Below are 14,491 nucleotides of genomic sequence, written 5' to 3'. Positions count from 1 at the left end.
CGCCGACCTGACGCAGGCGCTGGCAGCGGTCTGATAGCTCGCTTGTAGATATCAGGAAAGGGGCGATCGTCTTGGCAGCGTCGGCGGGACAGCACCCCCCTCTGTCCTGCCGGACATCTCCCCCTCAAGGGGGGAGATCAGCAGCTCTGACCATAGCGCCCTGTCTGCAACGCTGCAGATTGGCGAAGGGCGACATGACATCCAATCTCCCCCCTTGAGGGGGAGATGTCCGGCAGGACAGAGGGGGGTGTGACGGAACTCGGCTTTCGCTGCTAACTTCTCAGCTCTTGTCGCGGATCTGCGTCATCGTCCGCGTCGGCGTGATCGCCTCGGGGTCGAGCCTGATTTCGACGATCGCCGGCTTGCCGCTGGCGCGGGCACGCTCGAAGGCAGGGGCAAAATCTGCCGTGTTCTCGACCGTCTCGCCGTGGCCGCCATAGGCGCGGGCAAGAGCGGCAAAGTCAGGGTTCTTAAGATCGGTGGCGACGACGCGGCCGGGATAGTCGCGCTCCTGGTGCATGCGGATGGTGCCGTAGATGCCGTTGTTGACGACGATTACGACGATCGGCAGGTCGTATTGCACGGCGGTAGCGAATTCCTGTCCGTTCATCAGGAAGCAGCCGTCGCCGGCAAAGGCGATCACGGTGCGGTCGGGATGGAGCGCCTTGGCGGCGACCGCGGCCGGGGTGCCGTAACCCATCGAACCGGAGGTCGGCGCGCCTTGGGTGGCGAAGCGGCGGAAGCGGTGGAAGCGGTGCACCCAGGTGGCGTAATTGCCGGCGCCGTTGGTGAAAATGGCGTCATCGGGCAAAATCTTTTCCAGATAGTTCATGATCGGCCCCATCTGGACCGTGCCGGGGCCGGTCTCAGGAGGCGTCGACCAGTCGAGGTAGGCAGCGTGTGCTTTCGCTGTCTCATCCGCCCAGGCTGGCGTGGACGTTGGCTTGCGCTTGGCGAAGGCTTCGACGAAGGCCGACGGCGCAGCGTTGATCGCCAGGGTCGGCCGGTAGACACGGCCGAGTTCGCCGGCATCGGCATGGACATGGACCAGCGTCTGGTCGGGGTAAGGGCTCTTCAGCAGCGTATAGTGGGAGGACGGCATCTCGCCCATGCGGCCGCCGATCAGCAGCACCAGGTCGGCCTGCTTGATGGCGGTGGCCAGCTTCGGGTTGATGCCGATGCCGACATCGCCGGCATAGTTCGGGTGCAGATGGTCGAACAGCATCTGGCGGCGAAAGGAGCAGCCGACCGGCAGCGACCAGGCCTCGGCAATGGTGCGCATACGTGCCACCGCTTCCTCGTCCCAGCGTGTGCCGCCGAGGATGACGAAGGGACGCTTGGCCTTGGCCAGAAGCTTTTCCAAAGCATCGAGTTCGGCTTCGCCGGGCCGGGTTTCGACCGGCGTGTGCGGCAAGGCCGCGGGCGCGTCGACAAGACTGGTCAGCATGTCCTCCGGCAGCGAGACGACGACGGGGCCGGGGCGGCCCGATGTCGCGACGGCGAAGGCGCGGGTGACGAGTTCGGGGATGCGCGCGGCATCGTCGATCTCCACCACCCATTTGGCGATGTCGCCGAAGAAGCGCTTGTAGTCGACCTCCTGGAAAGCCTCGCGCTCCTTGGCGTGGCTGGCGACCTGGCCGATGAACAGGATGACGGGTATCGAATCCTGCATGGCAATGTGAATGCCGGCCGATGCATTGGTGGCGCCGGGGCCGCGGGTGACGAAGCAGATGCCGGGCTTGCCCGTCAGCCGCCCCTGGCAGTCGGCCATCATGGCGGCGCCGCCTTCCTGTCGGCAGACAATGGTGCGGATGGGCGAGTCATGCAATGCGTCGAGCACCGCGAGATAGGATTCGCCGGGCACGCAGAAGATGCGGTCGGTGCCGTTCGCCTCGAGTGCGTCGACAATCAGTTGTCCACCGGTCTTCATCGTCCAGACTTCTCCAGTTCGGCAAGGATTTCTTGCGTGTGTTCGCCAAGGCGCGGCGAAGGGCGTTCATAGACCAGCGGTGTGCCGGACATCACCATCGGCGCGCGTACCGAGGGCAGACGATTGCCATGGCCATCGTCGAGGTCGAGGCGCATGCCGCGTGCGATCGTCTGCGGGTCGGCAAACATCTGGCCGATGTCGTTGATCGGGCTCGCCGGCACGCTTGCCGCTTCGAGCTTGGCCAGCAATGGGTCGCGATCCCAATTCTTCAGCGTCTCGATCAAGTGCTCGCGCAACTTCACCCGGTTGGCGACGCGGGCCGGATTGGTGGCGAAATCGGGATTCGCTGAGAGATGGTCGAGCCCGACGGCGGCGCAGAATTTGGCGAACTGGCCGTCATTGCCGACCGCCAGGATGATGTGGCCGTCCCTGACCGGGACAACCTCATAGGGCGCAATGTTCATATGCGCATTGCCCATCTGCACCGGCGCTTTGCCGGAGACGAGATAGTTGAGGTTCTGGTTGCCGAGTGCGGAAATCTGCGTGTCGAACAGGGCCATGTCGATATGCTGGCCTTCGCCGGTCTTTTCGGCATGGCGAAGCGCTGCCTGGATGGCGATCACCGAATAGAGGCCGGTGAAGATGTCGGAAATAGCGACCCCGGCCTTTTGCGGCTCGCGCCCGACCTCGCCGGTGATCGACATCATGCCGGCCATGGCCTGGATGATGAAATCATAGCCGGCGCGTGAGGCGTAAGGCCCGTCCTGGCCGAAGCCGGTGATCGAGCAGTAGACGAGCTTTGGATTGATCGCCTTCAGGCTCTCGTAATCGAGCCCGTATTTCTTGAGGCCGCCGAACTTGAAGTTCTCGATCAGAACGTCGGCCGTGGCAACCAGCCGGCGCACCGTCTCGGCCCCTTCGGGCGTCGAGAAATCGACCGCGATGGAGCGCTTGCCGCGATTGCAGGAGTGGTAATAGGCGGCCGACAGGTTCTCGCCATCATGGCTCATGACGAAGGGCGGACCCCATTTGCGGGTATCGTCGCCGCCATCGGGGCTCTCGACCTTGATGACATCGGCGCCGAGATCGGCCAGCAATTGTCCTGCCCACGGGCCGGCCAGGATGCGGGCGAGTTCGACGACGCGGATGCCTTTCAGCGGAGGTTCAGCCATAAATCACCAAAAACGGGTCGGAACCGCAGCCTCTATCAACCCGGGATGCCGCTGTCACGGGCCTTGCGGTAGGCCAGCGATGTCACTGTTTGAGCACGCTATCGGCCCAGGCAGCGAAATCGTCCATAACGGTGTCGCGGTTCACCTCGTTCAGGCTTTCGTGGCGGGTGTCGGCGTAAATTTTTGAAACCAGATTCGAAAAGCCCATCGCGCGCATCCGCTTGGTGAGATGATCGATGCCTTTGCCATAGTCGGAGGCCGGATCCTTCTCGCCGCCGACGATGCTGACGGGCAGGTCGCGCCTGATGCCGGCAAAGCCCGCATCCTTGCCGCCTTTCTGCGCCATCTCCACGACATCGCGCCACATCGAGATCGAGGCATCCCAGCCGCACAGCGGGTCGGCAATGTACTTGGCCACTTCAGCCTCGTCGCGCGACAGCCAGTCGAACGGCGTCTTGTGGTTGGGCACCGCCTTGCCCCAGGCCTGGAAGGTCAGTTTGGGCAAGACGCGTGAGGGAACATCGGAGCCGAGCCTGAAGCGCTCATAAGCGAGGATGGCGAGTGCAAGCTGACCAAGCAGGCCTTGTGAGAAATTGCCGTTCCAGATCGCCGCGGCGTGGACGCGCGGCGAGTGCGCCAGCAGGTAGTTGAGCGCCACCGACGCACCCATCGAATGGCCGAACAGGATGACCGGCAGGCCGGGCTGCTCCTTCGCAATCAAATCGTGGACTGCGTCGACATCGGAGATCACCTTGGCCGGGCCGCTTGTGCCGGCGAACCTGCCGAGCGGGGCATCGGGCGCCTTGGTCGCGCCATGGCCGCGATGGTCGTGGACGTAGACATGAAAGCCGCCGGTGCTGAGGTAATCGGCGAAGCGGGCATAGCGCGCGGCGTGTTCGGCAAGGCCATGGTTAATCTGGACGACGGCGCGTGGAGAGCCGCTCGCGTGCTTCACATAGAGGTTGAGCGTGGCCCCGGTCGGTGAGGCCAGCGTCGTCTGCTCGTCAAATGCCATCTCTCGCTCCCGTCGGCGACTGTTGGGCGACGGCGTAACCGGCGTCAAGGGGAGGGCTATTGACAGTATGCTGTCAATTTGATTATATGACAGCATACTGTCAAAATAGGGAGCATGAGCATGAAAACCTTTTCGACCGTTTCGCGCCGCGCGTTTCTGCTGGCGAGCCTGTCATCCGCAATGCTCCTGCCCGGCATTGCTTCCAGCCAGACCAGGGAGATGACCATGAAGATCTCAACCATTGCCGGCCCGCAGGGCCAGCTTGCCGGCTACGACATCAAATCCGGCGACGGCCTGCCGATCCTGTTCGCGCATGGCGACTGCAGCCGCGCCACACAGTGGAACCGGGTGATGCAGCTCACCGCAGGTGGCCGTGAGGCGGTCGCCTTCGATTTTCGCGGCCATGGCGCATCGGCGCCTGCAGCTGATGCCGACTACGGCTATGACGGCCGTGCCGACGATATTGATGCGGTGGCCGATGCGTTCGGCCTGAAGCGGTTTGTCCTCGTTGCACATAGCGGCGGCAGTGGGGCCGCGCTCGCCTATGCCGCCGGCCATGCCGACCGTGTTGCCGGCATCCTGCTGGTCGATCCGGCGACCGATCCGCGCGCCCTGCCCAAAGAGATTCGCGACGGGTTCGTGCGCGATCTGGCGGGGCCAAACGGCGGCGACGTCCTGAGCGCTTATTACACCTCGATCGCCGGATCCAATCCAGATGTCCGCAAACGGGTCCTCGCCGATGCGGCGGTGGTCGATCCGGCGGCTCGGGCAGGCGTCGGCAAGGCGCTGGCGGAATGGAATCCCGAACCGACGCTCGACGCCTATCGCGGGCCGATCTTCGTGCTGGCTACGGAGGCCAATGACAATGCGGCGGCCCTGTTTCGGCTGTGCAGCCGAATTGGCCACAGAACCGTCGCCGGTTCCGGCCATTGGGTGATGCTTGACAAGCCGGAGGCGGTGGCTGAATCCGTCAACACCTTCGTTTCCACCATCGAGGCCGGCCAGAAATGACAAGCAGGACCGAAGCCGGAGATGTGCTCACCGAACTGGTGCTTGCCGTGTTCCGGCTGAATGGCGGGTTTCTCGACGCGGCCGACCGGCTGGCGGAGCCTGCCGGGCTGACGGCGGCGCGCTGGCAGGTTCTGGGCGCGGTGCTGAAGGAGCCGAAATCGGTGGCCGACATTGCCCGCGACATGGGGCTTGCCCGCCAGAGCGTGCAGCGCCTTGCCGATATTCTGGCCGCCGAAGGGCTTGCCGCCTATGCGGACAACCCGGCGCACCGCCGCGCCAAGCTCCTGGCGATGACCGATGCCGGCCGGGCCGCGATCAGGGATATCGGCACGCGCCAGCATGTCTGGGCCAACCGCATCAGCGAGGGCATCGAGCCTCGCGTGCTTGAGACCGCGCTTGATCTGCTGCGTATGTTGACGAAGCGGGTCGAGGAGGGCGGGGTCTGATCGACCGAGCGATTGTTTTTTGCGGCCGACGAAAGAAATCGTAATTCTGACATGTCACACGTTTCTAGCTTGCGCTATGAAACGCTAGGAGTGCTGGAATGCGGATATCGGCGATATGGGGTGCGGTGTTGGTGGCGCTGGCCGGTGTCGGCCTAGCGCGCGCCGATGTGAAGATGAGCGGCTCCTTCGTGGCCGATGCTGCCTGTCCAGCAACGCAGGCAATCAAGAGCGGCAAGAACCCCGGCAATATCGCGACAACGGCTGGACAGAGCTACGACCTCCTGGCCGGCAACAAGGATGCGCCGACGCATTACCTCATCCGCGTGCCGGGCGCCGATCCTGAGCGTCGCTGGGTCAAGATCAGCTGCGGTCATGTCACCGGCGGCAGCGCAGCCGCCCTGCCGGCCGCGCCCGCCGATCAGGGCAACCCTGCGGCTTCGGGAAAACCCGAATATGTTTTCGCGCTGAGCTGGCAGCCGGCCTTCTGTGAAACCAAGTCGAGCAAGCCCGAATGCCAGGCGCAGACGGCGGGCGGCTTCGACGCGTCGCATTTCACGTTGCATGGGCTCTGGCCGCAGCCGAACGGCAATTTCTATTGCCAGGTGCCGGCGAGCGACAAGGCCAATGACAATCCGGCCCATTGGGCAGACCTGCCGCCGGTCGATCTCGATGCCGCTACGCGCGCCGAGCTCGACCAGGTTATGCCGGGCACCGCCTCCAAGCTCGAACGGCATGAATGGATCAAGCACGGCACCTGCTACGGCAAGAGCCAGCAGGAGTATTTTGCCGAGGCGCTGAACCTGATGCGGGCGGTGAATGCGTCGCCGGTGCGCGAGCTCTTCACCAGGAATGTCGGCAAGCAGCTGACTTCGGACCAGATCCGCAGCGCCTTCGACATCGCCTTCGGCGCCGGGTCGGGCGCGCGGGTGCGTGTCTCCTGCCTGGTCGATCCGTCGAGCGGCAGGCGGCTGATCGGCGAGCTGACGCTCGGCCTGACCGGCCCGATCGGCCCCGACAGTTCGCTGGGCACTCTCATGCTCGCCTCGGCGCCGACGACCAAGGCGGGCTGTCCGAAGGGCTCGGTTGATGCGGCCGGGTTCCAGTAGGATATCCGTCTGTCGCTTGGCAGTGACGCGGTGATATGGTCTGGATGTGTTTCATTCGGCGGGGGTGGCGATGAGTGGCATGACATCAGGCGCGCTGGCGCGGCTGGCTTTCTGGGCCAGGGGAATGACAGCCATAAAAGACGGCCGCATGGAATGGCCGGGCTTTTGCTATACCGATGCCGAGTGGGCGCGCATGCGCGTGCTTGCCGCGCCGATCGGGGCAGGCCGCTACCAGCTGTTCACTTGGGTCAATGCCGCGATCTTCATCGCCATTGCCGCGCTCGGGATCGTCTGTGTCTTCCTGCCGCTGGCGACACTTTTGTTTCCGCCGGCCGAGGCCAGCGCGCTCAAATTCTCGGCTCTGCTGGCGGCGTGTGCCTTCCTCATAATCGGGCTCGGCTTGCCGATCTCCATGCGCCTGTCGAGCGCGTTGGCCATCTCCCGGGAGATGCGCGCCGGTCTTGTCGGCGAAGCCGGTGACGAAGCGCTGGCAGCAAAGGTGTCTTGGCAGATCAACCGCATCATGCTGGTCATGTGCGGCCTGCTGGTGCCCGGCATTCTGTTGTTCATCGCTTATGACATCGATGCCAGTCCGATCATCACCGTGCTGAAATGGCTGGCCATCGCGCTGATAGCCGTTTCAGTTGCGGTCGGCGCGTTGCAGCAGCGCAAGCGGAGCTGACAGCCTTATCCGCTGACGCCACGCGTGGGCAATGTCCACGCAGTTAGGTCTTCGGCATCGTCATGCGCTTCGCCGACGACGCGGTCACGCCCGGTGGACTTGGCCCTGTAGAGACGCTCGTCGGCAAGGGCGAAGAGATCGGCAAGCGAGCCTACGGTCTCATCGACAGTGGCGATGCCGGCGCTGACGCTGATGTCGAAGCGGTTTGCGCACGCCTTGACGGCCTGGCGGAGGTTTTCTCCGAGCAACCTGGCGACCGCATGCGGTTGCGAGCAAAGGATGGCGAACTCCTCGCCGCCGATCCTGAAAACCTGATCGTGCGCGCCGGCCGCCTGGGTCAGCACCTGGGCGATCGATCTCAGCACCCTGTCGCCCTCGGCATGGCCGAAGCGATCGTTGATCGACTTGAAATGGTCGACGTCGACGATAAGCAGGCTGAGCGGTTGGGCCGTGCGCAGGCTTAAGGCAACCAGACGTTCGCCGTCGCTGTCAAAGCGTCCCCTGTGCAACAGGCCGGTGAGGCCGTCGCGGCCGACATGTTCGACCAGGGCTTCGTAGCGCTCGCGATAGGTCAAGGTGTCGAAGACGTCGGACAACCCACGCGGTGCCACGACCTGACGCGTTTCGAACCATCTGAGGTAGGCGACAAGCATGGCGCTGTAGGCAAAAGCGGCACCCATCTTGGCGAACCAGCCGCCGAAGAAGACCGCGATCGGTGCGCCGGCGACGAAATGCAGGGCGGTGAAAAATCCGGCCTGGTCGAAGGTGAGCACGCAGGCGACGCAAATCAGGATGCGGGAGAACGGCGCCTTGCGCAGATAACGCCCGAGCTTTTCGTAAAGCAGGATGATCAGGATGGCGTCGATGAAGAGCAGCGTCGTGCCCCATACCATCAGCCAGCCCAACTGGTCGATGAAACCGATATCGGGAAGCTTGCCGTCGGAAAGGGCTGAAATATCGTGCAGGCGCAGGATCAGGACCAGCCCGATCATCAAGGCGTTGCCGAGCAAAAGGCCATAGATCGGCTGGCGCACCGTGGCCGCATCTTCCTTCATGTAGAGCAGAAGCAGCATCACCAGCTTGCCGGAAAACAGCACCGCCGAGCCTGGCGAGACCATGCCGAAGGGCAGGGCGACATAGAAGACGCTGGCGAGATAGGTTTCGAGGAAATGCATGGCGCCCAGCGCGCAGACGAAGACGCCGAGGCCGATGCGATCCCTGAAGCGGAACAGCGTGACCATGACGCTGAAGTAGACGACCGCTTCAGCAAGGAGCAGGAAACTGTTCAGCACTACCTTCGGTCCGATCTTTACTTTCGATCGCGACAGGTCAGCGATCGATCCTGTTTTGACGCTGAAGGGTTAACCGGGGATTTCAACGCGCCCTACAACCGGCGGAAAACTTAACGTGCGGTGTACACCCGGCTTGAAATGGCAAAAGCGATTGCCGTTCGGCCCGGCATCGCCTACATAGCGGCCAACCTCCATTCAATCCGACATTTCGGTCAATCATCAAGGGAAGCGCGCGTGGCACGCCAGTTCATCTATCACATGGCCGGCCTCAACAAGGCCTATGGCACCAAGAAGGTGCTTGAGAATGTCCATCTCTCCTTCTATCCCGACGCCAAGATCGGCATCCTCGGCCCCAACGGCTCGGGCAAGTCGACGATCCTCAAGATCATGGCCGGGCTCGACAAGGAGTGGAACGGCGAAGCCTGGCTGGCCGAAGGCGCCACCGTCGGCTACTTGGCGCAGGAGCCGGCACTCGACCCGGACAAGACCGTGTTCGAGAACATCATGGAAGGTGTCGCCGCCAAGACCGCCATCATCGAGCGCTACAACGAATTGATGATGAACTACTCCGACGAGACGGCCGATGAGTCCGCCAAGCTCCAGGACGAGATGGACCGGCTCAATTTGTGGGATCTCGAACAGCAGGTCGAGATGGCGATGGAAGCGCTGGGCTGCCCGCCCAAGGATTCCGAGGTCACCAAGCTTTCGGGCGGTGAGCGCCGCCGCGTCGCGCTCTGCCAGCTGCTGCTGCGTCAGCCCGACCTCTTGCTGCTCGACGAACCGACCAACCATCTCGACGCCGAGACCACGGCGTGGCTGGAAAAGCATCTGCGCGCCTATCCCGGCGCCGTGATGATCATCACCCACGATCGCTACTTCCTCGACAATGTCACGGGATGGATCCTCGAGCTCGATCGCGGCCGCGGCATTCCCTATGAGGGCAACTACACCAAATACCTCGAAGCCAAGGCCAAGCGCCTCAAGCAGGAAGGCCGCGAGGACGACGCCCGCCAGCGCGCTATCGGCCGCGAGCGCGAGTGGATCCAGTCCAGCCCGAAAGCCCGCCAGACCAAGTCCAAGGCGCGTATCCAGGCGTTCCAGGACCTGCTGGATGCAGCCGACAAGCGGCGTCCGAGCGATACGCAGATCGTCATTCCGCATGGCGAGCGGCTCGGCAATGTGGTGATCGAGGCGGAAGGCCTGTCGAAGGGCTTTGGCGACACGCTTTTGATCGAAGGCCTGGAATTCAAGCTGCCGCCGGGCGGCATCGTCGGTGTCATCGGCCCGAACGGCGCCGGCAAGACGACGCTGTTCCGCATGATCACCGGCCAGGAAACGCCGGATGCCGGCTCTGTCCGCATCGGCGAAACGGTGAAGCTCGGCTATGTCGACCAGAGCCGCGATGCGCTCGATCCGTCAAAGACGGTGTGGGAGGAGATTTCCGGCGGCGCAGAAGTGGTCAAGCTCGGCAAGTTCGAGGCCAACACGCGCGCCTATTGCGCGTCGTTCAACTTCCGTGGCGGGGACCAGCAGCAGAAGGTCGGCAACCTCTCCGGCGGCCAGCGCAACCGCGTGCATTTGGCAAAGATGCTGAAGACCGGCGGCAATGTGCTGCTGCTCGACGAACCGACCAACGACCTTGACACGGAAACGCTGGCGGCGCTCGAAGACGCGCTGGAAAACTTTGGCGGCTGCGCCGTCATCATCTCGCACGATCGTATGTTCCTCGACCGTCTGGCCACCCACATCCTCGCCTTCGAGGGCGACAGCCATGTCGAATGGTTCGAGGGCAATTTCGAGGACTACGAGCAGGACAAGATCCGCCGGCTCGGCCCCGAGGCCGTCAACCCGCACAGGATGACCTACAAGAGGCTGACGCGGTGATAACTGCCGGAATATTCGAAACCGTCGAAATCTAGGCGGCTTGGAACTGAACGACAAATCGCTTCGCTAGCGTCTCGCTAGCGAAGCGTCCGACTTCTTCGTAGTCGGGAGAATGTTCTGCGCTATCTGGTGATTTCAGAACAACAAAACCATCCGCTTCCGCAATGATCTGAAACGTAAGGTCCTCACTCTCAACAGGCGTCGAATGACGTGCACCGCAATTCGGGCACTCGTCATCGCACCTACAGGACCACTCATCGGCCCAATGCTCGCTGCATCTGTAGCATTCGTAGTGATTGGCATACCATGCCATTGGAAGAAGCTCTCGTGTCGTTACGTCATGGCGGACTACGTCTAACACGATAGCGACCACGGGACACAAAATCGAGATATCGATTATCTCTGAGGCGCTGCAATTGCTGACGAATTTTTGGCCGCACATTCCTGTTATTTGGATACAGCAAACTCAGTCGTCCTTCGAACGCATAAATTTGCTCGATATCGAACTCTGGAGAACCAATTAAGTCGATGCATTTCATGACTTCGATTAGCCAGCCGCGCGCGTCCGCGTCTTCCTGACGAAGAAAGAGCGTCTTTTGCCATTGTGCGAAGACGGTTTCTTTCGGAACCGCGACACCGTTTCGAACAATGTGGATTCGCCCCGAGTCCGGTATACGACCGAGCAATATGTTGGAGCCGATCCAGCCTGCTCTTCTGGCCGTTAACGCCAGTGGGCTCCTTTTTTCGATTATGTCGGGGACGAAGAAGTGCTTTGGCACCATAAAGACGTTCAATACCGCCATCCGCACCAAATCATAGTTCAGCAATATCAAATTCGGGTTGGTTGAAGATGCCAATCTCTCGATTTTGGTAAAGTACGCTCCGTCAGCAACCTTTGCGCCGAAGGTTTTCTTCTGGCTCTTCAGTTCAAACTGATCATTGCAATTGCTGCAGAGAAAGTCGGCGACAGGCAGGTTTGCAGGAAACTGAGTAACATGAGAGCTGGCGCAGTTAGGGCAGTAAATCCATTGCGAAACCCACTGTTCGGTCCAAATTCTGGCCCGCTGCGAGCCACTGCTGTACTTTGTTTGAGCCTCTTCGAAGCCAAATTTCATCGATGATCAAAACCATTTGGAAGATGCAGACAGGTCGAACTTACCGGTCGGCGACGAACGCAATCAAGAGCCTCGTATCGCGGCAAAGCGAGTTGCGCTTTTGGCTTCGAATGATATCAGCATGCGTCCGGATCAAGCACAGAGATCGGATAGGATGATGACTGAGCGCGAAGACTGGTCCGCCGCCCAATATCTGAAATTCGAGGATGAGCGCACGCGGCCCGCGCGCGATCTTGTTGCGCAGGTGCCGGTGGATTTCCCGCGCCGGGTCGTCGACATCGGCTGTGGGCCGGGTAATTCGACCGAGCTGCTGGTCGAGCGCTGGCCGGATGCCGAGGTGAGCGGTTTCGACACCTCGCCCGACATGATCGAGAAGGCGAGGGCGCGCCTGCCCAGCGTCAATTTCGACCTCGCCGATGCCTCGACGTGGCAGCCGGCCGAGCCGGTCAATGTCATCTTCGCCAATGCCGTGTTCCAGTGGCTGCCCACCCATCCGGCTGTGTTTCAGCGGCTGATGGGCTTTCTCGCCCCCGGTGGCGCGCTCGCCGTCCAGATGCCCGACAATCTGCTTGAGCCGTCGCATCAGGTGATGCGCGAGACGGCCGCCGAAATGCCGTTCGCCGCCAAGATGGCAGGTGCTGCGCGCGGACCGCTGCCGGCGGTGTCGTTCTATTATGATCTCTTGTCGCCGCTCTCCGACCGGGTGGATATCTGGCATACAGCCTACAATCATCCGCTGACCGACGCCGAGGCGATCGTCGAATGGGTGAAGTCGACGGGGCTGAAGCCTTTCCTCGATCCGCTGGACGCCGGCGAGCGCAAGACCTTCCTCGACAGCTACACGGCCAAGATCACCGAGGCCTATCCGAAGACCGCAAACGGCAAGGTGCTGCTGCGCTTTCCGCGTATCTTCATCGTCGCCAAGCGGGCCGGCTAGCACTCCCGATGACATCCGGCCACAGCCTATGGTTTAAGCCGGCGTAAACCGGTGGGGTGAGAAAAGTGTTGTGTCGCGCCCCTTCGTCGTTCACATGAGAACGACAACGCCTGCGCATGGACGGACTGGATATGCATCGCGTCATCATCAGCGGCATTGGCGTTGAAATCCCTGAAGCCAAGATCACCAATGAAGAACTGGTCGCCAGCTTCAATGCCTGGGTCGACACCGAGAATGCACGCCGGCAAGGCACGGATGAGACGCTGCTGCAGAAATCCGACAGCGCCTTCATCGTTCATGCCTCGGGCGTCCAGACCCGGCATGTGATCGAGCGCGAAGGCATTCTCGATCCGACCCGCATGGCGCCGCGCATTCCGGCGCGGCCCGACGATGCGCTGTCGCTGCAGGCCGAGTTCGGCGTCGCCGCAGCCAGGAAGGCGCTCGACCATGCCGGCCTGAAGCCGTCCGACATCGACCTGGTGATCTGCTCGGCCTCGCACCAGCAGCGGCCCTATCCGGCGATCGCCATCGAAATGCAGGAGGCGCTGGGCACCAAGGGCGCCGGCTTCGATATGGGGCTTGGTTGTTCATCGGCCGCGGCCGCCTTGCACATTGCGGCCAATCTGGTGCGGGCGGGCGCGCACAAACGCGTGCTGGTGGTCACGCCGGAGATCATCACCGGCCATCTCAATTTCCGCGACCGGCAGACGCATTTCATCTTCGGCGATGCGTCGGTGGCGATGGTGGTCGAGGGGCTGGCCAGGGGCGAGAAGCGGCCGGGGCGCTTCGAGGTGCTGGACACGCGCACCTGGACGCAGATGTCGAACAATATCCGCACCAATCTGGGCTATCACACCCGCACCGCCCAGGACGATCCTTACATGATCAACCTCGAAGGCAATCTGATCAAGCAGGTCGGCAACAAGGTGTTCAAGGAAGTCACCGTCGCCGGCCACAAATTCATTGTCGAATTCCTCGCCGAGCACGGGCTGACGCCGCAAGCCATCAGGCGCTTCTGGCTGCATCAGGCCAATGCGCGCATGAACGCCATGATCCTGAAACTGGCCTTCGGCCACGAGGTCGACCACGACCGCGCGCCGATGGTGCTGGAGCGGCTCGGCAACACCGCCGGCGCCGGCGCCATCATCGCGCTGTCGGAAAACCACGCCGACATGAAGCCCGGCGATTTCGGCGTGCTGTGCGCCTTCGGCGCCGGCTATTCGATCGGCGGCGCGCTTTTGCGGATGCTGTAATCAGGCCGGCATGAACGGCACCAGCATCGGTACGCTGCGGGCATAATCGTCATAGGCGTTGCCGAGTTCTCCGCGCAGAAAGCGTTCCTCCAGCCTTGCCTTCATGACGATGCCGATGGTGAGAGGAATCGCGCCGGCGATGCCCCAGACCGTGCCTTTGGCCGCCATTGTGGCAAGGATCGCCAGAAGCAGTCCGGTATAGATCGGGTGGCGGACCATTCTGTAGGGACCGGTGTCGACGACACGGTGTTCGGCCTTGGCCGTCACCGAAGCCGACCAGAAACGGCCGAGATGCAACCGCGCCCACCAGGCGAACAACAGGCCAACGGCAACAAGCCCTGCGCAGATCCACGCTTCGGCAAGGGTCGGAAACCAGAACCGCAGCCGGCCGGCATAGCCATGCGCGGGAATGAACAGCAGCACCGCGCCGAACAACCACAAAGCGCGATAGCGAAGCTCCTCCTGGATGCCGGCACGCTTTTTCGCCGGGTCGGCCCAGAAGGCGGCTAGAAACCAGGACACGACCCAGATCAGCCAAAGCAGCGCGATTGCAGTCCCGGGACGCATGGAAACCTCCGCAGACTTGTCTCACCATGAGGCCGGTGCAGCACGGCTGCAATGCGGCGCAGTACGATAGGATATGCGATC

The 14,491-nt window shown here is 62.4% G+C and carries 13 protein-coding genes; 7 read left to right on the top strand and 6 right to left on the bottom strand.

All coding sequences use genetic code 11. The annotated features are described in order from the left end of the window. Positions 1-280: 280 nt before the first annotated feature. The 3 genes from NKJ80_RS28705 to NKJ80_RS28695 form a co-directional block, all read right to left on the bottom strand. Positions 281-1,930 (bottom strand): thiamine pyrophosphate-binding protein, encoded by a 1,650-nt coding sequence (locus tag NKJ80_RS28705; protein ID WP_352498785.1) that lies wholly within the window; start codon positions 1,928-1,930, stop codon positions 281-283. Next, positions 1,927-3,102 carry a CaiB/BaiF CoA transferase family protein gene (locus NKJ80_RS28700; RefSeq protein ID WP_023705578.1) on the bottom strand — a complete coding sequence of 392 codons (1,176 nt, stop codon included), beginning with the start codon at positions 3,100-3,102 and terminating at the stop codon, positions 1,927-1,929. Before NKJ80_RS28700 ends, NKJ80_RS28705 begins: the two co-directional genes overlap by 4 nt. Positions 3,103-3,184: 82 nt before the next feature. Further along, positions 3,185-4,117: an alpha/beta fold hydrolase gene (locus tag NKJ80_RS28695; RefSeq protein WP_023705577.1), complete on the bottom strand. Its 933-nt coding sequence runs from the start codon at positions 4,115-4,117 to the stop codon at positions 3,185-3,187. A 120-nt stretch (positions 4,118-4,237) separates the two neighbouring features. Here NKJ80_RS28695 and NKJ80_RS28690 point away from each other — a divergent pair, with 120 nt between their 5' ends. From NKJ80_RS28690 to NKJ80_RS28675, 4 genes are all read left to right on the top strand, one after another. Then, positions 4,238-5,128, top strand: a complete 891-nt coding sequence (locus tag NKJ80_RS28690) for an alpha/beta fold hydrolase (RefSeq protein WP_023709253.1) — start codon at positions 4,238-4,240, stop codon at positions 5,126-5,128. Beyond that, the gene (locus NKJ80_RS28685; protein WP_023705574.1) at positions 5,125-5,574 is read left to right on the top strand and encodes a MarR family winged helix-turn-helix transcriptional regulator; all 450 of its coding nucleotides are present in this window, start codon (positions 5,125-5,127) and stop codon (positions 5,572-5,574) included. Before NKJ80_RS28690 ends, NKJ80_RS28685 begins: the two co-directional genes overlap by 4 nt. A gap of 98 nt (positions 5,575-5,672) precedes the next feature. Next, positions 5,673-6,680 (top strand): ribonuclease T2 family protein, encoded by a 1,008-nt coding sequence (locus tag NKJ80_RS28680; RefSeq protein ID WP_352498784.1) that lies wholly within the window; start codon positions 5,673-5,675, stop codon positions 6,678-6,680. A 70-nt stretch (positions 6,681-6,750) separates the two neighbouring features. Continuing rightward, entirely contained in the window at positions 6,751-7,362 is a 612-nt protein-coding gene (locus NKJ80_RS28675) for a hypothetical protein (protein ID WP_352498783.1), read from the top strand. 5 nt (positions 7,363-7,367) lie between these two features. On the opposite strand, the gene NKJ80_RS28670 is transcribed toward NKJ80_RS28675, so the two are convergent. Then, a complete protein-coding gene (locus tag NKJ80_RS28670) occupies positions 7,368-8,654 on the bottom strand; it encodes a GGDEF domain-containing protein (protein ID WP_352498782.1) in 1,287 nt (428 codons plus the stop codon). A gap of 234 nt (positions 8,655-8,888) precedes the next feature. Here NKJ80_RS28670 and ettA point away from each other — a divergent pair, with 234 nt between their 5' ends. Then, on the top strand, positions 8,889-10,538 hold the full coding sequence (gene ettA, locus NKJ80_RS28665; RefSeq protein WP_023826587.1) for an energy-dependent translational throttle protein EttA: 1,650 nt from the start codon (positions 8,889-8,891) through the stop codon (positions 10,536-10,538). Between the two features lie 338 nt (positions 10,539-10,876). Here ettA and NKJ80_RS28660 read toward each other — a convergent pair whose 3' ends face one another. Continuing rightward, complete coding sequence (locus NKJ80_RS28660; protein ID WP_023826588.1) at positions 10,877-11,653, bottom strand: DpnI domain-containing protein; 777 nt, start codon at positions 11,651-11,653, stop codon at positions 10,877-10,879. Positions 11,654-11,810: 157 nt separating this feature from the next. Here NKJ80_RS28660 and tam point away from each other — a divergent pair, with 157 nt between their 5' ends. Further along, a complete protein-coding gene (gene tam, locus NKJ80_RS28655) occupies positions 11,811-12,590 on the top strand; it encodes a trans-aconitate 2-methyltransferase (RefSeq protein ID WP_031197051.1) in 780 nt (259 codons plus the stop codon). 131 nt (positions 12,591-12,721) lie between these two features. Further along, a complete protein-coding gene (locus NKJ80_RS28650; protein ID WP_023823182.1) occupies positions 12,722-13,843 on the top strand; it encodes a beta-ketoacyl-ACP synthase III in 1,122 nt (373 codons plus the stop codon). Here NKJ80_RS28650 and NKJ80_RS28645 read toward each other — a convergent pair whose 3' ends face one another. After that, entirely contained in the window at positions 13,844-14,410 is a 567-nt protein-coding gene (locus NKJ80_RS28645) for a methyltransferase family protein (RefSeq protein WP_023823181.1), read from the bottom strand. Positions 14,411-14,491: the final 81 nt, after the last annotated feature.

Source organism: Mesorhizobium sp. M0030 (assembly GCF_040323695.1).
Classification (GTDB): domain Bacteria; phylum Pseudomonadota; class Alphaproteobacteria; order Rhizobiales; family Rhizobiaceae; genus Mesorhizobium.
The sequence above is the reverse complement of the archived record's forward strand: the minus strand, read 5'-3'. Positions and strand labels throughout refer to the sequence as shown.